Source organism: Paenibacillus sp. Y5S-9, assembly GCF_036894235.1.
In the GTDB taxonomy this organism is placed as follows: Bacteria; Bacillota; Bacilli; order Paenibacillales; family Paenibacillaceae; genus Paenibacillus.
Window position 1 is genome coordinate 6,654,692 of sequence record NZ_CP145887.1, and the last position, 26,439, is coordinate 6,681,130.

At 48.6% G+C, this 26,439-nt stretch carries 24 protein-coding genes; 7 read left to right on the plus strand and 17 right to left on the minus strand.

The window, feature by feature from the left end:
• Positions 1 to 38: 38 nt before the first annotated feature.
• The gene (locus V6669_RS29205) at positions 39 to 617 is read right to left on the minus strand and encodes a class I SAM-dependent methyltransferase (protein ID WP_338589286.1); all 579 of its coding nucleotides are present in this window, start codon (positions 615 to 617) and stop codon (positions 39 to 41) included.
• Between the two features lie 26 nt (positions 618 to 643).
• Positions 644 to 1,315, minus strand: coding sequence for an FHA domain-containing protein (locus V6669_RS29210; RefSeq protein WP_047840896.1), 672 nt, complete (start codon positions 1,313 to 1,315; stop codon positions 644 to 646).
• A gap of 233 nt (positions 1,316 to 1,548) precedes the next feature.
• Between V6669_RS29210 and V6669_RS29215 the strand changes: the two genes are divergently transcribed.
• Positions 1,549 to 1,704 (plus strand): hypothetical protein, encoded by a 156-nt coding sequence (locus tag V6669_RS29215; protein WP_165980318.1) that lies wholly within the window; start codon positions 1,549 to 1,551, stop codon positions 1,702 to 1,704.
• Between the two features lie 379 nt (positions 1,705 to 2,083).
• Here the strand turns inward: V6669_RS29215 and V6669_RS29220 are convergent, their stop codons facing one another.
• Together V6669_RS29220 and V6669_RS29225 are read right to left on the minus strand one after the other, a co-directional pair.
• A complete protein-coding gene (locus tag V6669_RS29220; RefSeq protein ID WP_338589290.1) occupies positions 2,084 to 4,672 on the minus strand; it encodes a DUF2339 domain-containing protein in 2,589 nt (862 codons plus the stop codon).
• A gap of 188 nt (positions 4,673 to 4,860) precedes the next feature.
• A complete protein-coding gene (locus tag V6669_RS29225) occupies positions 4,861 to 5,904 on the minus strand; it encodes an LCP family protein (RefSeq protein ID WP_338589292.1) in 1,044 nt (347 codons plus the stop codon).
• Between the two features lie 112 nt (positions 5,905 to 6,016).
• Here V6669_RS29225 and V6669_RS29230 point away from each other — a divergent pair, with 112 nt between their 5' ends.
• Positions 6,017 to 6,991, plus strand: a complete 975-nt coding sequence (locus tag V6669_RS29230) for an aldo/keto reductase (RefSeq protein WP_338589294.1) — start codon at positions 6,017 to 6,019, stop codon at positions 6,989 to 6,991.
• 144 nt (positions 6,992 to 7,135) lie between these two features.
• Here V6669_RS29230 and V6669_RS29235 read toward each other — a convergent pair whose 3' ends face one another.
• From V6669_RS29235 to V6669_RS29245, 3 genes are all read right to left on the minus strand, one after another.
• Complete coding sequence (locus tag V6669_RS29235; protein ID WP_338589296.1) at positions 7,136 to 7,597, minus strand: MarR family transcriptional regulator; 462 nt, start codon at positions 7,595 to 7,597, stop codon at positions 7,136 to 7,138.
• A gap of 133 nt (positions 7,598 to 7,730) precedes the next feature.
• Positions 7,731 to 8,408: a TIGR00266 family protein gene (locus V6669_RS29240; RefSeq protein WP_017691614.1), complete on the minus strand. Its 678-nt coding sequence runs from the start codon at positions 8,406 to 8,408 to the stop codon at positions 7,731 to 7,733.
• Positions 8,405 to 8,800 carry a winged helix-turn-helix transcriptional regulator gene (locus V6669_RS29245; RefSeq protein ID WP_017691613.1) on the minus strand — a complete coding sequence of 132 codons (396 nt, stop codon included), beginning with the start codon at positions 8,798 to 8,800 and terminating at the stop codon, positions 8,405 to 8,407. Before V6669_RS29245 ends, V6669_RS29240 begins: the two co-directional genes overlap by 4 nt.
• A gap of 163 nt (positions 8,801 to 8,963) precedes the next feature.
• Here V6669_RS29245 and V6669_RS29250 point away from each other — a divergent pair, with 163 nt between their 5' ends.
• Positions 8,964 to 10,178, plus strand: a complete 1,215-nt coding sequence (locus V6669_RS29250) for an MFS transporter (protein WP_338589300.1) — start codon at positions 8,964 to 8,966, stop codon at positions 10,176 to 10,178.
• A gap of 195 nt (positions 10,179 to 10,373) precedes the next feature.
• Positions 10,374 to 11,231: an aldo/keto reductase gene (locus tag V6669_RS29255; RefSeq protein WP_338589302.1), complete on the plus strand. Its 858-nt coding sequence runs from the start codon at positions 10,374 to 10,376 to the stop codon at positions 11,229 to 11,231.
• A 154-nt stretch (positions 11,232 to 11,385) separates the two neighbouring features.
• On the opposite strand, the gene V6669_RS29260 is transcribed toward V6669_RS29255, so the two are convergent.
• Both V6669_RS29260 and V6669_RS29265 read right to left on the minus strand, forming a co-directional pair.
• The gene (locus tag V6669_RS29260; RefSeq protein ID WP_338589304.1) at positions 11,386 to 13,485 is read right to left on the minus strand and encodes a glycosyl hydrolase family 18 protein; all 2,100 of its coding nucleotides are present in this window, start codon (positions 13,483 to 13,485) and stop codon (positions 11,386 to 11,388) included.
• Positions 13,486 to 15,057 carry a glycosyl hydrolase family 18 protein gene (locus V6669_RS29265; protein WP_338589306.1) on the minus strand — a complete coding sequence of 524 codons (1,572 nt, stop codon included), beginning with the start codon at positions 15,055 to 15,057 and terminating at the stop codon, positions 13,486 to 13,488.
• A gap of 34 nt (positions 15,058 to 15,091) precedes the next feature.
• On the opposite strand from V6669_RS29265, the gene V6669_RS29270 reads away from it, so the two are divergent.
• Positions 15,092 to 15,292, plus strand: coding sequence for a hypothetical protein (locus V6669_RS29270; RefSeq protein ID WP_133386292.1), 201 nt, complete (start codon positions 15,092 to 15,094; stop codon positions 15,290 to 15,292).
• Positions 15,293 to 15,433: 141 nt separating this feature from the next.
• On the opposite strand, the gene V6669_RS29275 is transcribed toward V6669_RS29270, so the two are convergent.
• The 7 genes from V6669_RS29275 to V6669_RS29305 form a co-directional block, all read right to left on the minus strand.
• Positions 15,434 to 16,498, minus strand: coding sequence for a pectinesterase family protein (locus V6669_RS29275; protein ID WP_338589309.1), 1,065 nt, complete (start codon positions 16,496 to 16,498; stop codon positions 15,434 to 15,436).
• On the minus strand, positions 16,495 to 17,607 hold the full coding sequence (locus V6669_RS29280) for a glycoside hydrolase family 88 protein (RefSeq protein ID WP_338589311.1): 1,113 nt from the start codon (positions 17,605 to 17,607) through the stop codon (positions 16,495 to 16,497). The genes V6669_RS29275 and V6669_RS29280 overlap by 4 nt, the downstream gene beginning before the upstream one ends.
• A 26-nt stretch (positions 17,608 to 17,633) precedes the next feature.
• On the minus strand, positions 17,634 to 18,611 hold the full coding sequence (locus tag V6669_RS29285; protein WP_338589313.1) for a LacI family DNA-binding transcriptional regulator: 978 nt from the start codon (positions 18,609 to 18,611) through the stop codon (positions 17,634 to 17,636).
• Between the two features lie 40 nt (positions 18,612 to 18,651).
• On the minus strand, positions 18,652 to 20,247 hold the full coding sequence (locus tag V6669_RS29290; protein WP_338589315.1) for an extracellular solute-binding protein: 1,596 nt from the start codon (positions 20,245 to 20,247) through the stop codon (positions 18,652 to 18,654).
• 69 nt (positions 20,248 to 20,316) lie between these two features.
• Positions 20,317 to 21,198 (minus strand): carbohydrate ABC transporter permease, encoded by an 882-nt coding sequence (locus V6669_RS29295; protein WP_338589317.1) that lies wholly within the window; start codon positions 21,196 to 21,198, stop codon positions 20,317 to 20,319.
• 29 nt (positions 21,199 to 21,227) lie between these two features.
• The gene (locus V6669_RS29300) at positions 21,228 to 22,133 is read right to left on the minus strand and encodes an ABC transporter permease subunit (protein WP_047841090.1); all 906 of its coding nucleotides are present in this window, start codon (positions 22,131 to 22,133) and stop codon (positions 21,228 to 21,230) included.
• Between the two features lie 367 nt (positions 22,134 to 22,500).
• Positions 22,501 to 23,304, minus strand: a complete 804-nt coding sequence (locus tag V6669_RS29305; RefSeq protein ID WP_338589319.1) for a helix-turn-helix domain-containing protein — start codon at positions 23,302 to 23,304, stop codon at positions 22,501 to 22,503.
• A 117-nt stretch (positions 23,305 to 23,421) separates the two neighbouring features.
• Between V6669_RS29305 and V6669_RS29310 the strand changes: the two genes are divergently transcribed.
• Together V6669_RS29310 and V6669_RS29315 are read left to right on the plus strand one after the other, a co-directional pair.
• Entirely contained in the window at positions 23,422 to 24,645 is a 1,224-nt protein-coding gene (locus V6669_RS29310) for an MFS transporter (protein WP_338589321.1), read from the plus strand.
• Between the two features lie 78 nt (positions 24,646 to 24,723).
• Positions 24,724 to 25,506: an ABC transporter ATP-binding protein gene (locus tag V6669_RS29315; protein WP_338589323.1), complete on the plus strand. Its 783-nt coding sequence runs from the start codon at positions 24,724 to 24,726 to the stop codon at positions 25,504 to 25,506.
• 199 nt (positions 25,507 to 25,705) lie between these two features.
• Here V6669_RS29315 and V6669_RS29320 read toward each other — a convergent pair whose 3' ends face one another.
• Complete coding sequence (locus V6669_RS29320; RefSeq protein ID WP_338589325.1) at positions 25,706 to 26,434, minus strand: class I SAM-dependent methyltransferase; 729 nt, start codon at positions 26,432 to 26,434, stop codon at positions 25,706 to 25,708.
• Between the last annotated feature and the right edge of the window lie 5 nt (positions 26,435 to 26,439).

The window sequence follows — 26,439 nt, forward strand, 5'->3', positions numbered from 1 at the left end:
CCTCCGGTTTCTCCTGTCTCCAATCATAAGCTTCTTCATTAAAAAGCATACACATACACTTTGGTACGTAGGGCATCTCGACATGTTATTGTGCGTAGCGGTTCCTTGCCCGGCAGGGCAAAACAGATACTAATCACCTTGGCACCCGGCGGAAGCTCCCGACTGAACTTGTCCAGAAGTCGGGTCATCGCTCCCGGAAACAGATAACAGATCACACAATCCGCATGTTCATAGGAACTGGTGTAGATATCCCCGCGCATGAAGCGCAGTCTGCCCTTGAGAGAGTGCTTGTTTCCCTTGGCTCGGCGTAAGCGAACACTGAGATAGGCAATTATTTGGGAAGACCATAAGGGAATGATAGAATTCTCAATCCCGGTCAGCCTTTTACCAGGGCAATGCCTTACAACATCCATTCCCAGTGTGCCCCATCCGGAGCCGGCTTCGAGCACATCGCCGTACCCTGGAATGCGGTTTACCTCTTGAATGACCACCTGCCTGACGCGGCCGGATGTGGGCATCGGGGAAATCCCGTTTTTCCAACTGACAAGTACGATGGATATGACACCGATCAATGTCACCACGGCAATCAGCCATGGAATCAGGTAAATGATGAACATGAACTCATCCCTTTGTTATCACTCATTCATTCTGGCACATGAGACTTCATATATACACCCTTTTTATAAACGGACTTGATGGTAAAGTGCACACCCAGCTTACGATTCGTCCGATAGATTAGCGAGTTAATCTCGTCGATCCCTACCGCTTCACTCTCCAGCATGCTCCGCTCTGGCCACACCTGAGCCACAATCTGTTCCCTTGTCACAAAGTGGTCCAGTTGACTATACAGCAGCTTGAACAGCTGATACTCTTTCTTGGACAGCGGAATCTCCACTTCACCGATTTGTACGGTTTGCAGGTGATCCAGTAAACGTACGCCCTCACCCAGCAAGTCCGACACCCGATATTCCCTCGTCTCTCCAAGATCACCTTCCGTGCGAAGCTGGATCAGGCCGTTGACCAACGTCAGGCTATCGCCCTCGCTAAACGGATATTTCTCATAGGGAACGAGGCGCTGCCCGTTCAGTTCGGTTCCATTTTTGCTATCCAGATCTTCGATCCATAACTGTTGCTGTACATCATAATGAATGCGGCAATGCCGCTTCGATATCATCTGATTATAAACAGACAAGTCCAATTCACTTCCGCCTGTGTAACGTCCCACCGTAATGGAGCGACCTTGGCTTACATAAGCGAATGAGCCGTCACTTTCCTGTCCTGGCGTACGAATGACGATTTTTGCCGTCTCCCGCATGTTATTCTCCCACCTTCAATGATCACTCACTCGATCTCTATAAACATTTCATAACAATAATGATAAATTCATCAGATTTGTTCCATTGTTTGCACCGCTATAGTTCAATATAGTGGTATACAGGAACGATTTATGTTCGGTTCTACTTACTCTACTATACCAGACGTTGTGCTTTTTTTCTCATGGCGGCCGGATGTCTACTTTAGCTCATTCAACAAGAGAGGTACCTTCCTATGAACAAAAAAAATATTTTCATATACGTATTGCTCGCCTTTGCCCTGTCCATGACATTAACCGTGCTCTCCCGTATGAATGATGATGGCGGAGAATCACTGAAAGGCACATCGGCTTCCGAAACCTCATGGTTACAAATGAAGATCCAACCCTAAGTCTACTCTATTATAACGTGATCTCTGCGTAAAACGTTTCACGAATGTCATATTAGGCTAAGCCATAGACTAACATCAATAAGGCCCCAGATTGCTGTTCACAGCAGCCCGGAGCCTCATTTTAATCCAAAAAATCTATATTACACGACTTATTTCCCAAAGCGAAGTGAAGTGGACAGCGGACATTCCCGCCATCTCACCCACACTCACGTCATTGCCGCTTCTTTCTCGCGCCGAATTTCCTCCAGCCATGCACGACAAGAGCTATAGGGCCAGCAAGCCATAACAGTTGCCAAAACATGATTTTCATGTCGAATCCCATTTCAAAAATCCCTCCCCATATAATCGCAAATGCAACTTCGGTCGTTCAGAATCAAAGTCAGTCTTGTTCCTCCTCAGGGACAGTCGGTTCGTCGGCAGGCTTCGCTGTCTCTCTGGACTGTATTTCCTCCATCCGGCTCGACACCTTCTGGTACAGGTAAGAGATCCCAAGCAATAGTACGCCGAAGCTGAAATAGGCAAAGATTTTGCTGCCCGAGGTAAGCATCCCTACATCATAGAACACCATCTTACCCGTGGCGAACAACGTTAGACCCAGGCCCAAGCGCCGAATCATGACATATTTTCTACGGAATCCATAGGCAATATAGAGAATCGCCAGCAGCAGATAGATCAGGCTGAACATCAGCCCCACATCACCCCAATGGAACTGGATCGTCAGGAATACGGTGATGACCCCTAGCAGATATACCCCTGCGATAACCGGGTACCATTCAATGCTCTTGAACTGCCCGCGGATGCCGGCAATCAGCAGATCCCTTCCTGCAAAGAATACCCCTACATTAAAGATAATCAGCACCAGCAAACCAACAATCTCTGCCGCTGTATGCTGCTGAACCTCCGGCTGAAGCGCTGGCATGGTTAAGGTTACGGCCAGTGCAATACAGCAGCCAATAGCATGCAGGAAGGTGGTATACACCTGTACGTATCGATCATGCAGCAGCTTCACCTTGCTCAGTCCATAGGCCAATGCAATGGTGAGCGCTGCGAACATGAGCAACTTGTAGAACATGTATAACAGGAACGTCCCATCGACAGCTCTGGTATACAATTCATTTGACTCATACAGTACGTATAACCACACATTCGCAAGTGTCACATACTTGAATCCGTTCAGGAAACCCAGCTCCAGTGCGCTGTAATTGAATCTCTCTCTGGAAGATGAGCTGCTGTGAACTGCCCAGGCATAATACAGTGTAATAAGCACAGTCCCCAGCGTAATGCTGGTGTATTTTAACATAAAGTAAGAACGTTCCCCGATGAAGAATAGCGCCAGCAGGTCGTAGTACACAAAAGTGAATAGACATAGAAGCACGATGCCCCATCCGGCACGTTCCACCGATTTGAACCGTTTCAGATGTCCGAGTGTGACCAGCAGAACGCCTTCAATTAACCAACCCATGGATAACCACTTGGCCCCGAACTGGAACGGGATAATCAGAATGGCAAAGGTCAGGGAAGTGACATAGAAGAGCAGAATCGTCTGTTTCTCCTGAGCCATATGGCGCTGAACGAATCGTGCGAGGCCCAGATACACCACGCAGAAGATTAACGCCAGCAAGCCCTGAGCATCATTCCAACCTGCCACATCAAATAACACGTATAACATCAGACAGCTGATGCTTGTATTCATAGCGAGTAGTGCGAAATCCCACCAGGTTAACTTCATCCGGTGTTTGAACGGATACGCCAGTGTAATGCCCAGATATAATGCAAACGTCACAATGGAATACAACATGCCAATCTTCTCACTTGGCGACAGCCATAAGAGGATAAGCATGGATGGTGTGTTGAAAAGGAAACTGATATAGTGCACAACCGGCCACCGTTTGCCAAACGAAATGAACACAATAATGCCGTTTAAGAGCAGCAGATAGATCATGGCTACATAGACAGCAGTGCCCTCAAGCCCGAACGAGAACATATACGAGAATAGCGGAAGATATCCGCCTACCAGACCCAATGAACAGATGGTCTTCGATTGGTATCTCAAGGACAACAATACGGAGATTGCCGATACCAATACAGACAGGGCAAGTCCCGTATATAACCCGATAATATGCAGTAAAAAATAACTATAGAAGATGGACCCGAACAACACGGAGATCCCGCCGCCGAGCAGCCCCATTGCAAACGTCTGCTTTTTGCGGCGGAACAGCAACTCTCCTCCAGCGAGCATCAGTGCACCGAGCAGGAAAAAGGCCCCGCTCTTCATCTCGTCATTAAACCAGGTCGAGTACGAGTATTGAAACGCTGCTCCAACCCCCAGAATGAGGAGCAAGATGGCTACTTTGTTGATCCAGCTGAGTCCAATCTTCATCTCCATGCGATTCTGCCTGATCCGGCGCTGAATGGTCTCTTCGCTCAACCCTTCCTCCGCCATATGCTCATATCCACGCTCCATGTGCCCACGCAGAGCCTCTTCTCGCTCCCGTACGGCCCGCTTGTGCGATTCAATGCGCTCATTCACCTCTGCAGCAAGGTAAGCAATCCTCTCCTTCACCTCATCGGAATCCTCTTGCAACTCCTGTGCGGCCTGGTTGTACAGCGCGTTCAGATTGGATTTGGTTCGATGTTCATGGAATGCAATTCGATCATTATGTACTGCTGTTTTCCCTTGAAAATAGGTCTCCATCTTCTCCCGGGATACCCGGATCAGATTCAGCTTCTCATCCAGCATCTGCTCGGATAACGCCATGCGAAGACGTGCATTCTCTTCTTCCATCTTGCGCGAGCGAAGTTCGAGCTGTTGCAGCTTGAGTTTGTGAGCTTCATACTGTTCCTGTAACTGTTCATTCTTAACGATCAGGTCATCGGACTGGTATTCCTGGAGCAAGGCGTGATACTCCTTCGCCAGCTGTTTCTGCTGCTCCTGAACCTGCCCAAGCCGTTCCTTAAACTCCTTCATGAGTTTCCTCCGTTGGTTGATGTTTAATCTTTTCCCTATATTTTACTATATGTATGCCATAAAAAGAGGTTTAAACATTAGATATATCTGTGCAATATTTCATCCGCAGGATCTCAAACGCAAAAAAGCCGGGAAGCAACCGCTTCGCCGGACTTATATTCATATGAGTTTTGCACAAGAATGGATGCTTATGCTGCATCAGGTGTATCTGCCTGGTCCGCTGACTCCGGTTCAATAATCTCGGTAGCATCCGGGTCCAGCCAACTGGCGATCATGCCACGCACATATTGCAGATCGTCCTCCGACAGATCGTAGTACCATGTGCCACTGCGCGTTGCACCCTCACCCTTCAGCATGTAGTTGCTGATCGTTGGTATGCTATCTTTCATATATAAGGACTCGGCAAATTTCACGATAAAGTCCGAGGTCATGTTGGTTGTAAAATTCGATCCGGCAATCTGGATTACGTCCGGGATCTTGGTCAGATTTTTGACCTCCAACGCACGATTCATGAAGGCACTTAGGAAAATCCGGTGACGCATCGTCCGATTGAAATCGGAATCTTCCCGGTAACGCACATAACCAAGCGCTTCTTCACCGCTATAGATCGGTTTATTCGCTTCAACAAACAGCTTCTCATGAATTTTGAGCTTGTTCTCAATATTTTTCTTGATCGGCAGTTCAACGCCACCCACCGCATCAACAATATCCTTGAGCCCGTTAAAATTAATCGCGGCATAGAAATCCACTTTGTTCCCCAGCAAATTCTCCACCGTATCCATCGCCATCTTGGCTTCACCGTGGGCATATGCTGAGTTGATCTTTGACTTCACATCCCGGCCAACAATCTCGGTATAGGAATCACGTGGAATGGACAGCAGCAGCACTTTATTGTCTTCTGGACGCACGACGGAATAGATGATGGTATCCGAACGGCTTGGTTCGTTATCCCGCTGGTCAATCCCCAGCAGCAACAGCGAGAACGGGTCCGTATGTTCCACAACAGGGGCATCCTTATCGCCAGCTGGTACAAAGGAGTCATCCAAGGCTTCCTTCACCGTAGCTGAAGCGAACAAATTAAAGGCAAACACGACGAGTTGCTTTTGATAAATAAATCCGAGTCCTCCCAACACAAGCAGCACACTTAGGGTGATGATCAATGGCTTCTTCCATTTCTTCTTCGGTTTCTTCGGCTTCCGTCTTGTTAAATGTGCGGCACTGTTTTCCATCATATCTCCTTTAATAACGGGTTCTTAGAATCATTTAACTATATTAATAACACGTTTTCAATAGATTACGTTATAATCTGCTATACAAATACTGACAGAGAAGGAGCGACGAAAGATGGATTATCGACGTTTAGGCAATAGTGGTTTGCGTGTTTCGGCGTTGGGGCTCGGCACCAATGCGTTTGGCAAACGCGCGGATGAAGCAGCTTCTACCCGCATTATTCATGCAGCGATGGATCAGGGCATCAACTTTATCGATACCGCCAATATCTATGCAGGCACGGAATCGGAACGCATCATTGGACAGGCCCTGGCGGGTCGACGGGAAAACGCAGTGCTTGCTACCAAAGCCGGATTACCCCGGCATGATGGTCCCCATGGGCGGGGTTCCTCCCGCTACCATCTGCAACAAGAGCTGGAACATAGCCTGCGGCGTCTGCAAACGGATTATGTGGATCTGTACCAGATCCATACTTTTGATCCGCATACACCGCTGGATGAGACACTGCGCACACTGGATGATATGGTCACTTCCGGCAAAGTCCGTTATATCGGAGCCTCCAACTACGCAGCTTGGGAGCTGATGAAAGCTCTGGGGATCAGTGAACAGAAAGGTTATGTGCGCTACATCTCCACCCAAACCAGCTACTCCCTGGCAGACCGTACGCCTGAGTTGGAACTGGTACCGATGTGTCTTGATCAGGGTGTAGGCATTATCCCGTATTTCCCGCTGGCAGGTGGTATTCTGACAGGTAAATATAACGGACAGACCAGCGTACCTTCCGGGTCCAGAGCAGACACCGATCCATCTTTCAACCGTTTCCTGCTGGAGCATAATATCCAACTGAGTGAACAAGTGAGTGCTAAAGCTGCCTCATATGGCTGCTCCCCAAGTGTGCTGTCACTTGCATGGCTGCTGACACGTCCGGCTGTATCCACAGTCATTGTTGGCGCCACACACACCGATCAGTTGGAACATAATCTGGCTAGTCTGGACATGTCTCTACCCGTTGATCTGTTGGTCGAACTGGATCAGATCAGTGACTCTTTCCGTCGCCGCGAGCCGTTTGCATCCTACCGAATCGATTGAGCAACCGAAATAGACCTCCCGACAAGATGAAGTCAGGAGGTCTATTTGTATTTTGCATAAATATTATTATCATTAGTATTCAGAAAATTTTCCAATCCCACTACAATCTGTAGTTTAATAAAATAAAAAAATGTATATTATGGATTAGCCCTCTGTTTTTTGACGAAGAAACTCCTGCATGATCTCCATGTACTCTTCCTTGCGATCATCCAAAGTTTCAAAAAATGCCTTGTCCGACTCCTCACACAGATGAATCCCTTCAATAGCCAATCGGGTTCCTTCTTCCGTTGTTGTGATAATATTGGCACGCGTATCCGTCTGATGACGAGCCCGGGTAATTAATCCTCTCTTTTCAAGAGCACGCAGCACCTGAGAAGTCACGTTAACATCCACCTTGGCAAACTGAGCAATTTGAACCTGAGTTACTCCTTTGCCTTCCTCATCATGTTCATTGAGCCACAGACATGCGTGCAACAATACAAATTGAGGTTGTGTCAGTTCGAGGGGCTCCAGCACCCTGCGTATTTCCTTTTGCCACATGGATGTAACCTGCCATAACAGATATCCCGGACTTTCTTGTGCATTTTTATACCGTGAGCTTGTCATCTCATACCTCCATGATGTGCGACTTATGCAACAGATTATGTACCCACCAGTTAATGAAGTAAATCCATTATTCATATAACGATGATGGAAACATATCCGTTGCAACTCTGTGTGTTCTTTCTCAAAAAAATAATTAGCGGGCAGGGATAAACTGCTTCACCCATTGTCCGAATCCTTGCGGATTGCGGCTCTGTATAAGAATGGTTCCTTCTCCCCGGAACCGACATACCAGTCCTTCTCCACTTGTAACACTGGATAACCAGCCCTGTGAAGCTTTCTCAATACGGTAATCTACATAATGAGGCCATGCCACCAAATGGGCGTTATCCACGATCATTTCTTCACCTGCTGCCAGATTAATCGCATGGATGGCACCATAGGAAGACAGAAATACGGTTCCACGTCCACTGATCTCAATAATGAAGAAACCTTCTCCCGAAAAGAGACCTTTCTTCAGGTTTTGCATCTTGGTATTCACCTGAATGCCCTCGGTTCCTGCCAGAAATCCGTCTTTCTGCACATAGAGTGAATAGGAACCGTCCAATTCAACAGCTTCTACATCACCCATGCTTGAAGGTGAGAGCAGAATCTCTGCCGACCCACCCGCAGCCGTCAGTTCCTGAAAGAAAAACTTCTCCCCGCTCAGCATCCGACCGAACCCGGCAAACATCCCACCTTCTGCTGAACCCTTCAATTCAACCGTAGGAGTCATGGAAACCATCGCACCACTCTCGGCCTTGAACCGCTCTCCCCGCTGCAAATGTACCTTGAGCATCGCAAAAGCACCATCATATAAAATCTCATAGTTCACGGTTGCACCAGCTCCCTATTGTCAGAGTTAAAATCATTGAGTCCATTATCTTCCAGAACTGCTGATTTGTCTCCGTATTCCTTCACAATATGTTGATCTCCCCAATTACATAGCGCATTGAGAATCGGTTCAAGACTTCTCCCGTAATCACTCAATTCGTATTCCACTTTGGGAGGGACCTGATTATATACGATTCGGTTTACGATTCCGTCGTTTTCAAGCTCTCTCAGTTGCTGTGTTAACATTTTTTGTGTAATTGCGGGCATAATACGCTTAAGATCACTGGTTCGTCTTTTCCCATGTGTCAGATGACAGAGAATAACGCATTTCCACTTGCCACCGATCACTTCTAGGGTAGCTTCAACCGAGATGTTATATTTTTTTCTGACCATAACTTGCTTCCTCCCTGATGAATTGGATACATCCGTCGCATGCTGTATAGGCACCAAAAAGTACGTAGGGTACTAAAAAGTACGTACTATTCAATCTATACCGAATAACTCATAATAGCATTTGCCGGTACGTAAATCTACATTCGGGGGAGTTGAGCAAGAAATGTTACAAGATTCAAAGCGCAGCACGTGGGCATTGCTTGCGCTGGCCATTAGTGCATTCGCGATCGGTACCACAGAATTTATCAGCGTTGGGCTACTGCCCCTCATTGCAGATGACCTGGGCATTTCCGTAACTTCCGCGGGACTGACCGTTACTTTATATGCATTAGGCGTTACCTTTGGGGCTCCTGTGCTGACCTCACTGACGTCTACCATATCACGCAAAACGCTATTGCTTGCCATCATGATCGTCTTCATTGCGGGTAACACGATGGCTGCACTATCGACGGGCATCACCATGTTACTCATTGCAAGAGTAGTATCCGCTCTGGCACACGGGGTGTTCATGTCCATTGGCTCCACGATTGCAGCCGATCTGGTGCCTGCCAACCGTAGGGCAAGTGCCATTGCCATCATGTTCTCCGGTCTTACCATTGCCACAGTAACCGGTGTACCTCTCGGTACACTCATTGGTCAACATTGGGGCTGGCGTGCTGCCTTTATCCTGATTGTTGTGGTTGGCATTATTGCAATGATCGGAAACCTGATACTCGTGCCATCCACGTTGAAGCGAGGAACAAGAACGGCAATTCGGGATCAGCTGAAGCTCGTTACAGGTGGACGCTTGCTGCTTGCTTTTGCCATCACTGCCGTTGGGTACGGAGGAACATTTGTAGTCTTTACGTATCTGTCCCCGTTGTTGCATGATATCAGCGGATATTCCGAGAAAACGGTAGCGTTCATTCTGTTGTTGTACGGAATCGCCATTGCTGTTGGCAACATCATCGGCGGCAGAGCAGCCAATCGCAACCCGCTCAAGGCGCTCTTCTACATGTTCATCATTCAGACCATTATTCTCGGCGTGATGTACTTCACCGTCCCGTTTAAGTTGGCAGCACTGCTCACCATTATGGGTATGGGTCTGCTCGCCTTCATGAATGTGCCTGGTCTTCAGATGTACGTTGTAACCTTGGCTGAACGATATGCACCACAGGCCAAGGATGTAGCCTCAGCCTTTAACATCGCCGCATTTAATGCAGGGATCGCTATAGGTGCCTATTTGGGTGGAGTGATCAATGACTCCATTGGTTTGATTCACACGACATGGGTCGGAGCCTTGATGGTTCTCGTTGCTGTAATCCTGACCGCATGGGCTAAAATGCTGGAAAGCAAGGATCAACATGCATCAGTCGAAATGGAGAAAGCTTCGTTCTAATTTCCATTCCGACCATAGGTCTCACTCTTATATATATCAGTTCCAGTCTTCGAGGGGAACCGGTTTCACATGGTATTTTATTATACTATATACGTTGAATACAATTTGATCTACTATGATTTAATTTTGTATGATGAAAAAACGAAAATTCAGCTTAAAATCACTGATTTTTACACACTTTAAGGAGGAAATCTCATGACAACAGCTCAAACCGCACAACATTTACAATCCACAGTAACTCTGCATAACGGCGTTTCTATGCCTTGGTTCGGTCTTGGTGTATTTAAGGTAGAAGAAGGATCTGAACTGATTGAAGCCGTGAAAAATGCGATTAGACATGGCTACCGCAGCATCGATACTGCTGCAATATACGGCAATGAAGCCGGTGTGGGCCAAGCGATTGCCGAAGCTTTGCAAGAAAACAACCTGAAACGTGAAGAACTGTTTGTTACATCTAAAGTATGGAATGCAGACCTCGGATATGAAGAGACTCTTGCGGCTTTTGATACCACATTGAACAAACTGGGACTGGAATACCTGGACCTGTATCTGATTCACTGGCCTAAGGCCGGCAAATACAAAGCAGCCTGGAAAGCAATCGAGGAACTGTACGCAGCTGGCCGCATTAAGGCCATCGGTGTAAGCAACTTCCAGATTCATCATCTCGAAGACTTGATGCAGGATGCCAAAGTAAAACCGATGATTAATCAGGTGGAATATCACCCTCGCCTGACTCAGGTTGAGCTTAAGACTTTCTGTGAAAAACATGGTATCCAGCTTGAAGCTTGGTCCCCTCTGATGCAAGGTCAGCTGTTGGACAATCCAGTGCTCACGGCTATCGCTTCAGCCAAAGGCAAATCGGTTGCACAAGTCATCCTGCGTTGGGATCTGCAAAATGGGGTCATTACCATTCCGAAGTCCACCAAGGAACACCGGATTATTGAGAATTCCTCCATCTTCGACTTTGAACTTTCAAATGAAGAGATGGATCAGATCAGTGCTCTGAACGAAGATGTACGCGTTGGACCTGATCCGGACAACTTCGATTTCTAATGAATAGCCTTTTTGGAGCCTGCTTTATTTGACATAGCATAACGAAAAAACACCGGACCAGGAGCCGGTGTTTTTTCGTTATATTCTCTTCCCTATAGCCAAGCCTTGCTAAAACTGCACGCTTCAATTCAAAATGTTGTAATCCATTTTTTAACTATTGAACCTGCCATAATGCAGGGACATTGGATGGTTCCCACCCAGGCAAGGAAGTGTGGGCCTGCAAACATTTATATGTCTTGCCGCTATACGTGACCAGCTGTCCTACAGTATAGGCTGTATTCGCCTGCCAGGCGGAAACGCCCGGGTTCGTCGTTCCTGCTGTTGTTTTCACGGTCACCGCATTGCTCGCAGCAGAAACATTCCCCGCCGCATCCTTTGCTTTTACCGTAAATGTATACGAGGTATCCGCAGCAAGCCCGCTGATCGTTGCTGTCGTTCCGGTCACGGATGTCGCAAGTGTCGTTCCATTGTACACATCATAACCCGTTACACCCACGTTATCCGTGGATGCCGCCCAGCTCAGCGTTATGCTGGATGTTGTTTGCGCTGTCGATACCAGGTTCGTCGGTGCAGTTGGCGCTTGCGTATCCCCTCCCGGCTGAGTGGCAGTGCTTACGGTTACAGCATTACTGGCGGCAGACAGATTGCCTGCCGCATCCTTTGCTTTGATCGTGAAGGTATAAGAAGTCCCTGCGGTAAGTCCGCTAATTGTTGCTGTTGTTCCGGTGACGGATGTTGCAAGATTATTGCCATTATAGACGTTATAACCGGTAACCCCTACATTATCCGTTGAAGCATTCCAAGCCAGTGTCACCGAGTTTGCCGTCACGCCTGTCGAACGGGCATTACCGGGTACGCTTGGCGCCGTCGTATCTGCTGGAGGCACTGTACCTCCGGTAGGCAGATCGGCTTTCAGTTTATTTTGAAGTGTTTTGTTCCGGTCACCGCTAAGTTCCCAGAACATCGCTCCGCCGAGTCCTTTGCTTTTGATATAAGCGGTTTTATATCCAATAGACTCCGCATCGTCATAGCTAATAAATCGCTTGTTGGTCGCATTATAAAGATATGGCACCTTGGCCGTATCATTCCAGTAACGGGTGTACCCGTTTTTGTTAATGTAATTGGTCTCCAGATCATAAAAATCAAAGGAGCCTGCTTCCCATGTTCCAACGGACGAACCTCCCGTGCAGGTCTGATACTGGCCATTGCCCGCCTGTGCGCATCCATCCCAGCCGCGGCCGTAGAATGGAACACCAAGCACAAGTTTGGCGGCCGGTACCCCAGCATTCAAATGCCCTTGCGCTCCGGCAGCTACGTTAAATGTATTGGCATCCGGCACCCCAGCAGCTGAAGCCGCAGGGTCATAGTTCAACGGCGCATTATGCGCGCTGACTTTTTGCCAGGCCCCGTTAAAATCGTATGTCATAATGTTAATCCAGTCGACGATGGCAGCTATATTTGCAAGCTCTGTATTTGCAGCATAAGTCGTCGATGCACCGCTTGCAATTGTAAGCAGATACTTCTTGCCGTCCACAGCTCCGGCAGCATCCAGCTTCTCACGGATTTTGCTCAGAAGCAGGGTATAGTTCTGCTTATCCTCAGGACGTTTGCTGTTACCATCAAGTCCGCCTGATACCGGGTACTCCCAGTCCAGGTCTACTCCGTCAAAATTGTATTTTCGCAGGAAATCGACGGCAGAGTTTGCAAATACCTCTCGCGTTGCAGCAGTCGCAGCTACATCGGAGAAACGGTTGGACCATGTCCATCCTCCCACAGAGATGATTGTCTTCAGGCTGGGATTGATCTGTTTCAGCTTGTTAAGCTGATTGATATTACCTGCAATGGGCTGATCCCACGTATCCCCTGCAAATGTCTTGCCGGTATCGATCCAAGGATCGCCAAGCACGATTGTTCCGTTAGGTACATTGATTGTCTGGCTCTTCTCATTCTGACATGTCCAAGTCACAGGATTTGGCCCTGAAGGGTCTGGATTTCCATGAATGCCGTTCCAGCAAATATCGGCAAAAGCATAGTTGATATGCGTGACTTTGGTCGGGTCGATATCCGTTACATTATAGTTTCTACCATACGCAGCCCATGACGGGTAGTAACCAACAATTTTATAAGAATCTGCAGCTGCTGCCGTAGCGGGTTGGAGCATAAAAGAAGGAACAATGACGGATAAGAGCAGGGATAGACCCAGGAGAAACTTTGCGGTTTTCTTGAAAGCAGTGTGTTTATTTAAATGTATCATCTAATACACAACCTCCTTTGTCGTTTGCGTACTCAGCCCGTTCAGGAACGGACGATGTGCGCTCGAAAACTGGTTATTCGTATATGCGTCCCAGTTGATTGACCAGGTCATAATCCCTTTTATCCCCGCATAACCCGCAGGCTGGAGCAAGGTATAGGAACCGCCGTATGACACACCTTTGATCAAATAATTCAGTGACTTTTGCAAATCGGCTGGCGTTGTATAACCACCTCCGGCAGCCTGTTGGGAAGCCGGCACACCTATGGCAATCTGGTCCGGTCGCAAAGGACTAAAGAAAGGGCCTGTGCTGCCGCCTACATGAAAGCCTTGAAGCAGCATTTCCGCCATGGCCACATGGAAATCAGCTGTTCCTTGGGCGTAAGAGCGTCCATCCAGACCCACCATGGAGCCCGTGTTATAGTGCTGCACATGAAGCAGGGTCAGGTCATTACGCAAGGCATGGATGACTGGCAGGTATGCTCCCCAAGGGCCGCCGTAGCTCAAATATCCTCCCTGTACATAGGCCGTCTCCGGCGCAGCCGTCAGGATGAAATTAGCGCCGAAGTGTGACTTAACCGCTTTCACGCCTTGGATGAGGTTAATAATTTTTGGTGTAGTTGGACTACGGAAATCGGTATCCCCTGCATTCAGAGACAGGGAGCTTCCTTCCAGATCGATATCAAGACCATTGAAACCATACGTGGAAATGATTGATTTTAACGAATCTTCGAATTGCTGTCTCTTGGTCGTGTCGGTGAGCTCAATGGTACCGTTGGCTCCCCCCATGGAAAGCAGTACTTTTTTCCCCTGACTTTGAAGATAGGCAATATCGGATTTGAATTCGGCTACCGTTGCATTGTATGGAGTAAAAGCAAGCGTTCCGCTGCCATGTGAAATCGGTTCGGCAAAGGAAACATTAATGACGTCATAGGCTGTTGATACGTTACGAAGTCTGATATTCGTTGAACCATTATCGAAGTTGTGCCAGTAGCCGATCAGCCATTTGCTGCCGGTTGGCCCAGGGTTAGAAGATCCGTTGGAAGTTGTTACACTGAGGGAGTTGCTCGCAGCGGATATATTGCCTGCGGCATCTTTGGCTTTTACCGTAAAAGCATAGGTTGTGCTGGCTGTCAGCCCCGTGACTACAGCCGATGTAGTTGAAGTACTTGTCACAAGAACGCCGTTCCGGTACACCTCGTATCCCGTTACGCCCACATTATCCGTGGATGCATTCCAGGAAAGACTAACGGAGGTGTCCGTGATGGAGGATGAGGTCAGACCGGCAGGAATAGAAGGTGGTGCCGTATCTGGCGTTGGCGTTTCCCCTCCCGAACCTTCCCCGACGTATTTCCACAACGCAGGCACAACAGAGGGCTCCCATCCGGTCAACGCCGTGTGGGCCTGAATACACTCATAATCTTTATTTTGATATGTTACGAGGTCTCCTTTCTTGTATGCGGTGCCTGCCTGCCACTGGGCGGCGGCATCGGCTCTCGGTGCAAACCACAAAATAAGGAGAAGAAATGCCAAAGCAAATGTAATGACCGGGCGGAATCGAACAGCTTGATTCAAGCAAAATCCCTCCTGTACTAAGGATACGTTCACCTTGCAAACAAAAGCTTTAATAGTCCACCTGCATCTGATCTGTGATCGATTAGAGCCAACCTCATTCAGCCATCTGATGCTGCGTGTCACTTCACTCCCTTCCCTTACCAAAATGGACCTTCCCTCTCGTGTTCTCTTTTTGCAGGCACCATCCAAATTTTACAGGGAATTTACAGATCCTCACCCTGTATTTAATCAGTAAAATGCAAAAGAGATAAGGGATAAAATAGTTCTATTGGGGGCGAAAAATGTAATATAGCGCACAAAAAAGGTTTTCTTTCAACTCCTTAGGAGACTTGAAAGAAAACCTGTGTTAGATATTGCGCAGAGAAGAGGGCGTATCTTACTGCCGCTGCTCCCCTCTCCCTTCCAAAGGCTGCCATCCATCCACGCCGGACAGAATCAGAGGTACAGTGTACTCGGCCGCTTCCTGTTCGGTCAGTATTTTGGCCCAAGCCACACGATCAGCAGCACATCCGGCACCAGGCCCTGCGCTGTTGTATTCCGCATACTGAACGGTCTGCTCTGCATCTGTCTTGTTCCAGTTGTGCCATCCCTCCCGCTTCACATGAGCGCCGATCCAGCAGTTCAGAAAACAGACTTTGGCATGATGACGCCACGGTCTGCCCAGATACACCGACTGCGGCGGTGCATTGCTGGTCAGATCACAGTCCAGAAACACATAGCCGTAACGCACATCCTCCGGCGTAGAGGCTGCGGTAATCCAACCGTTCACTTGTCCATCCGCAGCCTCTGCCTCAGTCAGGCGATTCTTCGTAAAGATCTCGCAACCCTTAAACACCACCGTAGCCGAACCAAAAATAAAATCGATATCACCTTCGATGTAACAGTCTTCGAAATACTGCCGCAGTTTGCGCCGTTCGGCACCATCGCGTGGCCCGCCAAAGTAACTGCGATCCATGGGCTGCTCCGGCAGTGGTCCGGTGAAGATCGTATCCTGGTGACCGATCAGACGACAGCGGCGAAAGGCCGCCCGGTCTCCATCTACGTAAACGGCCAGCGCCTGACCAACCTGCTTGCCCGGTCCGGCAGCATTGACGAAGGAAATGCCCTCTGCCGTGAAATCATCAGCACCGATGAAAGCTGTATAGGAATGAAACGTATGATATGGCGACCCGTCCGGGAACTTCTTGAGTGCATGATCATCATACGTAATGATGGTCTGCTCCGCTCCCTCTCCAATAAGGTGGATGCCCGGCTTCTCCATATGCAACTTCTCATGATATACACCAGCCTTCACCCGAATCGGGATGTTTCCCATGCCATTCTCCGGCAGCGCATCAACTGCAGCCTGGATCGTAACATAATCCCCCGTCCCATCTGAAGAAACAGTCAGACATTGAGCCGATGATTCCAATGCTGTATTCGGCAATCTCTGCTGTGTCATGGCAATCGCTCCATTTCCAGTGCTGCCAGCAGGAGAGGAGCCATGCCCATAAAGGAATCGCTTACAACTGCTTCGCTTACATAGTAGCTGTACGAGCCATCCCGGTCCAGACTTAGTCCTGCGCCATGACAGATCCCGTTCAACCGAACGCCCTCAGGCGTCTCCTCCACCAATCTGGAGGACAGCCCCTGCCATCCTTTCTCCGCCGCAGCTCTGAAATGCGGCTCCAGATACCTCAGCCTCACACCCTTGGCAAGTGCATATATAAACATGCTTGACCCGGATGCTTCCAGATAGTTGCCTTTGCGGAAGCCCTGATCCAGCACCTGGAACCATAACCCGCTCTCCTGCTCCTGCACGCGTACCAAAGCGTGGCACATCCGTTCGAAGATGCCGATGATGGTGCCGCGTTTTGGATGATTCACAGGGAAATGCTCCACGCTGTCTACAATCGCCATGGCATACCAGCCCATCGCCCGGCTCCAGAAATGTGGCGAGCATCCTGTCGATGAATCTGCCCAGACCTGTTCCTTCGATTCATCCCAGCCATGATAGAGCAGCCCGGTCCGCGGATCACGGGTCTGGCGTTCGATAAGCAGAATCTGATGTGCCACTTCATCCCATAACTCTGGGCAATCGAACTGCTTCGCATATTGAGCCAGAAAAGGTGACGACATATACAGGCCGTCCAGCCACATCTGGAATGGATAGATTTTTTTGTGCCAGAAACCGCCTTCGGATGTTCGGGGCTGCCCTGCGAGCTGTGCTGTCAAGAGATGCGCCGCTTCCGCGTAACGCTGATCTTCTGCACCATCCAGTAATGCAAACAGGTTTTTCCCCTGATTAATCTGATCCAAATTATATTCTTCCAACGTATACGTGCCAATAGAGCCGTCGGACTGGATATACAGATCCATATGTTTTTTCATAAAATCAACATACTCTTGCTTGCCATAATACTGCCCGGTTCGTGCCATCGCCATCAAGGTCATGCCTTCCACGTATGCCCATCGTCCCGAAGGGAACGCATGATAACCGTCCCCGTTACATTGCTGGATGATCGTTGCTGCAATTCGCTCAGACCAGGATAACTGTGTCTGTACCTGCATAAGCAATTCCTCCTTGAATGTTGTACTCACCTAATAGATGTATGACTAACGGCTGTTGAATTGCGAAGGTTCAGCTTAGGCTGAATAACTACCGGAACATCGACCTGTTCATCACGGATTAACGATACGATCAGCTCTGCTGCCTGCACGGCCAGTTCATCCAGAGACGGGCCAATCGTTGTCAAGGCTACTTCCGCATACTGCATATCCGGCAGATCATCATACCCAATTAACGAGATATCGCGTGGAACACTGTAACCTGCCTCAAGCAAAGCCCGAAGCGCCCCTCGGGTGACCAGATTGTTCAGTCCAATAAAAGCTGTTGGCGACTCCGGCCCAAACGCATGATTACGTATGGCAAAATACCCGTCCTCCCAAGAGGAATACGCTGGCAGCACATGATCTTCGTTAAAAGCCAGACCCGTACGTTGCAACGCTTCCCGGTATCCCTCCAGTTTGACGTGCTGGGAGTTGCCGATGAATCCGATTCGGCTGTGGCCCAGCGATTTCAGATGCTCCACTGCTTTGAACAGCCCTTCTTTGCGATCAATCTTGATGTAAGGAGAGTTCGGCGCTTCATCTGTACCGAGCACAAAACATGGCATGTTGAGTGTGGCGAACTTTTTCCAGAACATCTCCCGATTGTCCAATGCATAATCCCACAGAATACATCCGTCCACGCGCAGCTGGCTGAAGACATCCACACCATCATCCGCCACAACCAGGATCATCTGATATCCCCGCTTCTTCAGCTCGGTGTGCAGACGGCCGGAGATGTTCGAGAATAACGGATTGCTCAGCTCATCCAGCACAAAACCGATAATGTTGCTCCTGCCGGTGGAGAGTTGCCGGGCCAGCATGTTTTTTCGATACTGATGTTTCTCAGCGACCGCAAGCACCTTCTGCTTTGTTGCCGGTTTGATTCGGGGATCATCATTCAGCGCCTTCGATACCGTGCTATAGCTCACCCCCGCCAGTTTGGCAATGTCTTTAATGGTTATCAAAATCAATCAACACCTCTCATACGCCTGAAACCCTAATTTTCTATTTCTGTGCAGCCTTATAACGATCATATTGTGCCTGTCTGCCTGCAATAACCTGCTCTATATTCATCTTCTTCAACGTCTCAATATAACTGTCAAACTGGTCCAGACTGGCGTCACCGCTAATAAACTTGAAGTTCATCTCTTCCACATATGTGGTGATGTCAGGCATCGCCATGCTCTCCACACTCGCTTCATCCGGCAGGGCATAGACAAACGGGAACGGTTCGCGCACATACGGCTCCAGTTCCTTATCCATCTTTGCATGCCAAGGGGCTACGACGGAATCAGCAGAATCGGTCGATTGGATGTTCGGCAGATTTACCGGACCAATGCCGAGCTTCTGAATGTATTCATTGTCCTTGCCTTTGTCCGTAAATGTCTTCACGCCATTCTCTTCCGTATACGTGTCATCCTTGATGCCCCACGTATAATACGTCTGTGCCTCTTCACTTACCGCATAATCCAGGAAGCGGAAAGCCAGCTCCGGATTTTTGCTGTCCCGCGTGATGCCGAAGATGCCGCTAACCGGGGTACGACCGATGTAGAACTGATCGCCTTGCGGTCCTTTTAGTGGCAAAATGCCTTTGATGATTGGCTCTTCCGGATTGTAATCCTTGAACAACGGGCTGTAGACCATCGACATGTACCAGCTAAAATTAAACGTTGCGCCCGTCACATCCTGAGAGATGCGCGATGTGACCTGATCACTCGTGGTACTCGCATAATCCACCCCAAGCAGACCTTCCTTGTACAGTCCGTTCAGATAGGTCAGGTACTCCTTGTACGCCGGCTCATAATAGCTGAAATGTACCTTGCCCTGATCGTCTGCATAAAACTGATTGGACAGATCAAGTCCAAATGCCGGGCCAAAGGCCATGGACACAAATTTGGCTTCCATGGACAGCGGAATCTCATCGGCTTTTCCGTTGCCGTTCGGGTCAGCTGTCTTGAACTTGCGCAACATCGCCGTAAACTCATCCAGCGTAGTCGGCTCGCTTAATCCCAGCTTATCAAGCCAGCGCACATTGACCATAAATACCGGCATGTAGTTGCGGGTTAACGTCTGCTGCGGAATATAATACATTTTACCATCTGGCGTCGTTAAACTGGCTTTAACTGAAGGGGACTTTTCATATATTTTTTTGAGATTCACGCCGTACTTTTCTACCAGCTCGTCAATCGGGATAAACAGGCCGCTATTGATGTACTTCATCAATTGATCCTGATCCGGCAGGTATACGATATCGGGCAAGCCCGTACCGGCAGCCAGCCTCGGATTTACGGCATCCGCATAGTTCTGCGGCGGAATTAGATCCCAATCCACCGTAACACCGGCATTTCCTTCGATTTTCTTAACGATCGCTGCGGTGGACAAATCCACGTTCGTCGTCCAGGCGTTGGTGCCGAGAATAGACAGCTTGGCATCCGGTTGATCCGTTACCGGCCCTGCCCCGGTATAGTTGAAAGCTGGCTCCGAACTGGACGGGGTGCTCCCCGCATCGGTTCCCGCCCCTGTTCCACCGCTGCATCCCGCCAGGCTGATTGCCAGTATCGCTGCCACTACACTTTTTCTTCCTGCCCCTTTAAATCTCATCCATCATTCCTCCTTAGGTATGAACCATTTTGAACTCCCTTGAATGACATGACACTTAAGTAAGTAAAGCTATCCTTTCACGGCTCCGAGGGTGATCCCCTTAACGAAGTACCGTTGGATAAACGGGTAGATCGTAACAATAGGCAGAATGCTGACTACAATGGATACATAACGAACCTGAAGGGTGGATACCGCCAGCGCACCGGATGTCATCGTGCCGCCCATCTTCTGCATCACTTCCGGCGAAGCCATGATCAGCACCCTTCGCAGGAACATCTGTAAGGGCTGCATATCCTGTTTGCCCAGATATAACAGGGCCGAGAAAAAGTTGTTCCAGTGGAATACCGCATAGTACAGCGTGAGCACAGCCAGTGTTGGCTTGATGATGGGAACCGCCAGACGATACAGCATCGTCATCTCGTTGGCCCCGTCTATACTGGCACTTTCGAATATTTCATTCGGAATACCTTCGAACGCTGAGCGGCAGATCATGACGTTAAACGTAATCACCAGCACAGGCAGCACCATAACCCAGCGGGTGTTGTACAGCCCAAGCGAGGTAATCAGCATGTAGACCGGAATGAGTCCACCCGAGAAATACATGGTGAAAGCGATGAAGAAATTCAGCTTGCGTCGTAAGAAAAACTGCTGTCTGGATAATGGAAACGCCGCAAGACATGTTGCCACAATGTTTAACAGTGTGCCTACCACGGTGTACCAGAGGGTGTTGTAGAACGAAACCCATAACTCCTTGTATTGCAGTACCATTTGGTAACCTGACAGGGTAAACCCAACGGGCCACAATACCACTTTTTGTTTGTCGATGGCATCCACCGAGCTGAATGAAATACTAATGACGTACAGAAAGGGATACAACGTGATAACAACCGCCAGTATGGTCAGCAGGTAGACACATCCGTAGAACAAACGGTCACTTCTCGATTTTTGCATACAGGTCTCCTTTGGTCGGGGTTATAGTCTTACCAGAGTGACATCTTGGTCAGGCGGCGGGTCATGGAATTGGCAGCAAAAACAAGGATAAAGGTGATGATCGAGTTGAACAGGCCGACCGCTGTGGCGAAGCCGTAATTCTGGCCCTCAATCCCCATCCGGTATACATAGGTGGACAGGACATCAGCTGTTTCGTAGGTGGCTCCGTTGTAGAGCAGATATACTTTCTCGAAACCTACACTCATAATGCCGCCAAGCGACAGAAGCAGAAGAATGACAATGGTTGGTTTGATACTCGGAAGGGTCAGGTGCCATAGCTCCTGGAATTTGTTGACGCCATCAATTTTGCCGGAATCATACATCTCGGGGTCGATCCCCATAATGGCCGCAATGTAGATGATGGAGCTGAAGCCAAAGCTCTGCCAGATGTCGGAACTTGTGAAGATGGTACGGAACCAGCTGGCATCCATCATGAAATTCACTTTTTCCATGCCAAGACTCGCGATGAGGGTGTTCACAATACCGTCTGTTGGTGACAGGAAGTTAATAATCATGCCGGCTACAACAACAGTGGAGATGAAGTGAGGAAGGTACGTAACCGTCTGGGCAAATCGCTTGAATGTCCGGTTCTTGATTTCCACGATGCAGACAGCGAATAAAATCGGAATGGAGAAACCAAACAGGAGCGGCAGGAAGGCGAGCAAAAATGTGTTACGCAGCAGTCGCCAGAAGTAAATGGAATTCACGAACTGTTCGAACCAGCGCAGTCCCACCCACTCCCCACTGAGCATGCCCTGCCCCGGCAAGAAATTGCGAAATGCCAACAGCACGCCAGGCATCGGAAGGTACATGAAGATGAGGTAATACAGAAAGATAGGCGAAAACATCAGTAGCAAATACTTATCCCGTCTGATCAGGCTGAACAGCGTGGACATGCGTTTTTTCAACGTAAAACACTCCCCTTTTCTACATAATTACAACGTTTGAATTTTTGATTAAAAAGGAACTGTCATTTCACTGACGTATTTGTTATTCATCCCATCCACATTTTGTAAAAACCTATATTATTCTGCATAAAACGAGTTAATTGCTCGAAATAATCCTCCTTACACCATAGTTCTGTCTTTTCAATAATTTCCAAAACCATAATTACAACGTTGTAATTTTAACTTAAATGTATACGCTTACATAAACTTTTTCTCATCTTAGCAAAGTCTTCAATGTTTGGCAACAACAAAAATTAGTGTCATGTTGTAACGTACTAAAATACAGTCTCGCATATGCGAGACTGCCCGTTAAAATCTAAATGTGATTCCGATATTCCATCGGTGTCATAACATACACTCGCTGAAAGGCTCTGTAAAACTGGCTGACGCTGGAAAACCCCAGTTCATAACTGATTGTGGTTACTGAATCCGTTGTATGGCGAAGCCTCTTGGACGCTTCTTCTACGCGCAAATTCAGCAAATATTGATACGGTGTTGTTCCCGTAAGAGCCTTGAAAGAACGCATAAAATGATACCGGCTCTGATGCGCAACCATCGCCATCGAATCAATATCCATTCGACCTGTGTAGGCACTGTGAATGTAATCCAGCACTCGTTGGAGATGAGGATCAATGAATGTACCGGGATTTACAGTCCTTTTTCCATTTTCCTGCCCCGTCAACATACGTCTTAGATACGTCTCGATCGCCAGTTCTGTTTCCTGCACTTGCAGCATTTCGGGCACATCATCTAACAAAATGGAATTCCAGCCACGAAACAGACTGTTTATCTCAGCAGGATCAAATGTCTGGGTAGGTCGAAACTCAGCTCGCCCCCCACTTAACTCCGCACCTCCGAAACTGCCTAATGGCGGTTTACGGAACTTGATCACAATGACAGCCGAATCCGACCCTATCTCAAAATAATGCTCAGTCTGGGGATGAGCAATAATCCCTATCCCTGCTTTTAGCGGGTATGCATGCCGTTCCTGTACCAGATGACATTGACCTCTGACCGGCAGCGTTAGCTGATACCAGTCGTCATGTACATGCGGCTCATTCGCAAACCCTCCGGTAGCTTTCCATAATTCCAACCCATTTAGCGTCATGTTTAATTCCATCGTTTGCTCACCTGCTGACATTATAGCAAATCGTGCTCACTTTCCAAGCACTTTTCACAAAGACATGATCTGCCCCCATCTTTTATCATAGAAAAAAATAATTCGAGGTGATCTCCCATGGCTCAGGCCACTTTAAGCAAAATGCAAATCAACTCCTCCGCCAATTGGGCACTTGCCGGAGTCAGCTTCGCCCATCTGCTGAATGATGCGATGCAGACAGTGGTTCCATCTGCTTTCCCACTATTCCAGCAGACCATGCAGCTCAGCTTCGCCCAGATGGGCTGGATTGCTTTCACCCTGAATATTACCGCATCCGTCCTTCAGCCACTGGTCGGTTATATGTCAGACCGCAAGCCCATGCCGATCCTGCTTCCCGGAGGCATGTTATTCTCCCTGATCGGTGTTCTCGGCTTAGCCTTGTCTTCCGAGTTATGGATGCTGCTTGTTTCGGCAGCATTGATTGGCATAGGCTCATCCATCCTGCACCCCGAGTCATCACGCGTGGCTCATATGGCAGCCGGCCGTGGACGCGGAATGGCGCAGTCGATCTTTCAGGTGGGAGGCAACACAGGACAGGCTATTGCTCCATTACTGGTCGCCTTCATCCTGCTGCCACATGGGCAGCGTAGTTTTCTATGGCTGATGGGCTTTGCCCTGATCGGTATCTTCATTCAGTCTTTGGTCAGTCGTTGGTACAGAGACAAACTTGCCGAGACTCGCATTCGTCAGCAACCACCTCTAAAATCAAGCGGCGCAGAGCCAGCAGCTCGGCCTGTGAGCAGGGGATTCATCGCATTTACAATGGGAATTCTCATCCTGCTGCTGTTCTCCAAATTCGTATATATTGCAGGCATGACCGGGTACTACGCCTTCTATTATGCCGATGCATATGACTTGCCTCTCTCCCAGGCACAGATCTGTCTGTTTATTTTGCAATTTGCAGGCATGGTCGGAACCTTGCTCGGTGGCCCACTCGCTGACCGCTATGGACGCAAACCGATGATCTGGTTCTCCATCGCAGGCACTGCACCGTTTTCCCTACTGCTACCTTATGCAGGACCCGTCCTGTCTATGGTGTTGTGCGGAATGATTGGACTCATCCTGATGTCTGGCTTCAGCGTCATCATTGTTTATGCGCAGGAACTGCTTCCTCGTCATATTGGTACGGTATCCGGGTTATTTTTTGGCCTGTCGTTCGGCATGGCTGGACTTGGCTCGGTTGTGCTGGGGTCCTTAATTGACGTGACCAGCATTTCGTTTGTTATCAAGTTATGTTCGTTTTTGCCACTGCTTGGTGTGTGTGCTGTATTTCTGCGCAGGGACCAACCAAGAACAGTGTGATAACCGTTGAAACCTCACTGATTTTGTGACTACAATACACCTAGGACACTCGAGGATAACAGGAGGAAGGAATAACCCATGATAATTGATGTACAGCATGTCACTTGGAAAAGGGGACCTCTTACCCTGCTGAATGATGTAAGCTGGCAGGTTAAAGACGGTGAACACTGGGCGTTGCTTGGCCTGAATGGCTCCGGCAAAACAACACTCCTGAACATGATCACCGGGTATCTCTGGCCGACCGAAGGCAAGATATCCGTGTTAGGCCATGAATATGGGGATGTGGATCTGAGGCAGCTTCGCAAATCCATCGGCTGGGTCAGTTCATCTCTGCAAGAGAAATTGTACGGCACGGATCGCACACAGTATGTCGTGATCAGCGGCAAACATGCCACCATTGGCCTGTATGACAAGCTGTCAGATGATGATCTGGATCAGGCACAGGAATTGATGCAAACGCTGGGCTGTCAGCACCTGTGGGATCGCGAATATCGCACCTGTTCTCAAGGGGAGAAACAGAAACTTCTCATTGCCCGAGCACTGATGGCCAATCCACGCGTACTCATTCTGGACGAGCCTTGCAATGGACTGGATCTGTTTTCAAGAGAGCGATTACTGGATAGCATCCGTGAACTATCACAGCGTCCAGATACCCCTTCGCTCATCTACGTCACCCATCATACCGAGGAAATATTGCCCGTGTTTAGTCACAGTCTCTTGCTACGCAGGGGTGAAATCGTGAATAGCGGATTAACTAGCGAGCTGATGAACACCGAAGTGCTGAGCAACTTCTTCGAGGCACCTGTGGAAGTTGATCGGCATGGAGAACGTGTCTATGTTAGAGCTGCGGCGGATTCATAATCGCATGGTTATACACAGCAAACGTAACATAGGTGAAGAAACTTAACAGTAAAAGCCCAATATCTTATCCACATGTGGATAGATTTCGGGCTTTTAACTGCTATATCTAGTGTTATCCACCGTTTTCTGTGTAGAACTTTCTAATTTATGAGTATAACTTAGTTATGTCCTTCTATTTATCTATATTCTTCTCCACGATCTATTTCCGGGCTGCCAGGAACAGAAACAATGGAATACGCTGCCTGCGCAGATAGGTTTCCTCGTTTACAAAATAAGCACGTTGTGGTGCTGACTCGCGCAAATGTTCTACACGGAATCCTGCCCGCTGCAATGCCATAAAGTATGATTCAATGGAACGATGCATCTTTTTCACAGAACCGCCCAGCCACTGCTGCTCACGGAATCCTTCCACAAAATACTGATCAACTACCCAATTGGTTCGGGTTCCCGAGGGCTGCAGGGTGGATGTAATAACAGGATGTTCTACCGAGAATATGAATGTGCCATTTTCATTTAACGTGTTATATATCTTGTGGAATAGGCTCTCCACATCCTCGATATAGTGAACAGCCAGTCGGGATATAACCAGATCGTATGTACCTGCCGGATAGGTCCAGTCTTCCATGAATGCCTGTTCAATCTGTGCATTCAATCCTTTTACTGATTCGTTAGCTGCCTGAATCATATTTACCGAACCCTCAATCCCCGTATACGTCGCACCTTCGTGCTCCCCACTCAGCAATTCTACGCCAAACCTCGCATCCCCGCAGCCAAGATCCAGTATGCTCTTGCCCGCAACGTCTCCGATCAGCTCTAGCATCACGGGTTTCTCTAACGTATCATTGGCATTCTCCTGCCACTGGCGGCGTTCCATATACTTCTCAAAGTTTTCCTCATTATCGTAAAAATCAGGTCCCCTGTAGCCCATTCCAC

What these genes read in the sequence shown, in the direction of transcription:
- V6669_RS29290 (WP_338589315.1), bottom strand. Translation starts at nt 20,247, where the DNA reads ATGAGATTTAAAGGGGCAGGAAGAAAAAGTGTAGTGGCAGCGATACTG.
- V6669_RS29280 (WP_338589311.1), bottom strand. Translation starts at nt 17,607, where the DNA reads ATGCAGGTACAGACACAGTTATCCTGGTCTGAGCGAATTGCAGCAACG.
- V6669_RS29275 (WP_338589309.1), bottom strand. Translation starts at nt 16,498, where the DNA reads ATGACACAGCAGAGATTGCCGAATACAGCATTGGAATCATCGGCTCAA.
- V6669_RS29260 (WP_338589304.1), bottom strand. Translation starts at nt 13,485, where the DNA reads ATGATACATTTAAATAAACACACTGCTTTCAAGAAAACCGCAAAGTTT.
- V6669_RS29255 (WP_338589302.1), top strand. Translation starts at nt 10,374, where the DNA reads ATGACAACAGCTCAAACCGCACAACATTTACAATCCACAGTAACTCTG.
- V6669_RS29300 (WP_047841090.1), bottom strand. Translation starts at nt 22,133, where the DNA reads ATGTCCACGCTGTTCAGCCTGATCAGACGGGATAAGTATTTGCTACTG.
- V6669_RS29320 (WP_338589325.1), bottom strand. Translation starts at nt 26,434, where the DNA reads ATGGGCTACAGGGGACCTGATTTTTACGATAATGAGGAAAACTTTGAG.
- V6669_RS29235 (WP_338589296.1), bottom strand. Translation starts at nt 7,597, where the DNA reads ATGACAAGCTCACGGTATAAAAATGCACAAGAAAGTCCGGGATATCTG.
- V6669_RS29295 (WP_338589317.1), bottom strand. Translation starts at nt 21,198, where the DNA reads ATGCAAAAATCGAGAAGTGACCGTTTGTTCTACGGATGTGTCTACCTG.
- V6669_RS29310 (WP_338589321.1), top strand. Translation starts at nt 23,422, where the DNA reads ATGGCTCAGGCCACTTTAAGCAAAATGCAAATCAACTCCTCCGCCAAT.
- V6669_RS29215 (WP_165980318.1), top strand. Translation starts at nt 1,549, where the DNA reads ATGAACAAAAAAAATATTTTCATATACGTATTGCTCGCCTTTGCCCTG.
- V6669_RS29305 (WP_338589319.1), bottom strand. Translation starts at nt 23,304, where the DNA reads ATGGAATTAAACATGACGCTAAATGGGTTGGAATTATGGAAAGCTACC.
- V6669_RS29315 (WP_338589323.1), top strand. Translation starts at nt 24,724, where the DNA reads ATGATAATTGATGTACAGCATGTCACTTGGAAAAGGGGACCTCTTACC.
- V6669_RS29245 (WP_017691613.1), bottom strand. Translation starts at nt 8,800, where the DNA reads ATGGTCAGAAAAAAATATAACATCTCGGTTGAAGCTACCCTAGAAGTG.
- V6669_RS29210 (WP_047840896.1), bottom strand. Translation starts at nt 1,315, where the DNA reads ATGCGGGAGACGGCAAAAATCGTCATTCGTACGCCAGGACAGGAAAGT.
- V6669_RS29220 (WP_338589290.1), bottom strand. Translation starts at nt 4,672, where the DNA reads ATGAAGGAGTTTAAGGAACGGCTTGGGCAGGTTCAGGAGCAGCAGAAA.
- V6669_RS29225 (WP_338589292.1), bottom strand. Translation starts at nt 5,904, where the DNA reads ATGATGGAAAACAGTGCCGCACATTTAACAAGACGGAAGCCGAAGAAA.
- V6669_RS29250 (WP_338589300.1), top strand. Translation starts at nt 8,964, where the DNA reads ATGTTACAAGATTCAAAGCGCAGCACGTGGGCATTGCTTGCGCTGGCC.
- V6669_RS29205 (WP_338589286.1), bottom strand. Translation starts at nt 617, where the DNA reads ATGTTCATCATTTACCTGATTCCATGGCTGATTGCCGTGGTGACATTG.
- V6669_RS29230 (WP_338589294.1), top strand. Translation starts at nt 6,017, where the DNA reads ATGGATTATCGACGTTTAGGCAATAGTGGTTTGCGTGTTTCGGCGTTG.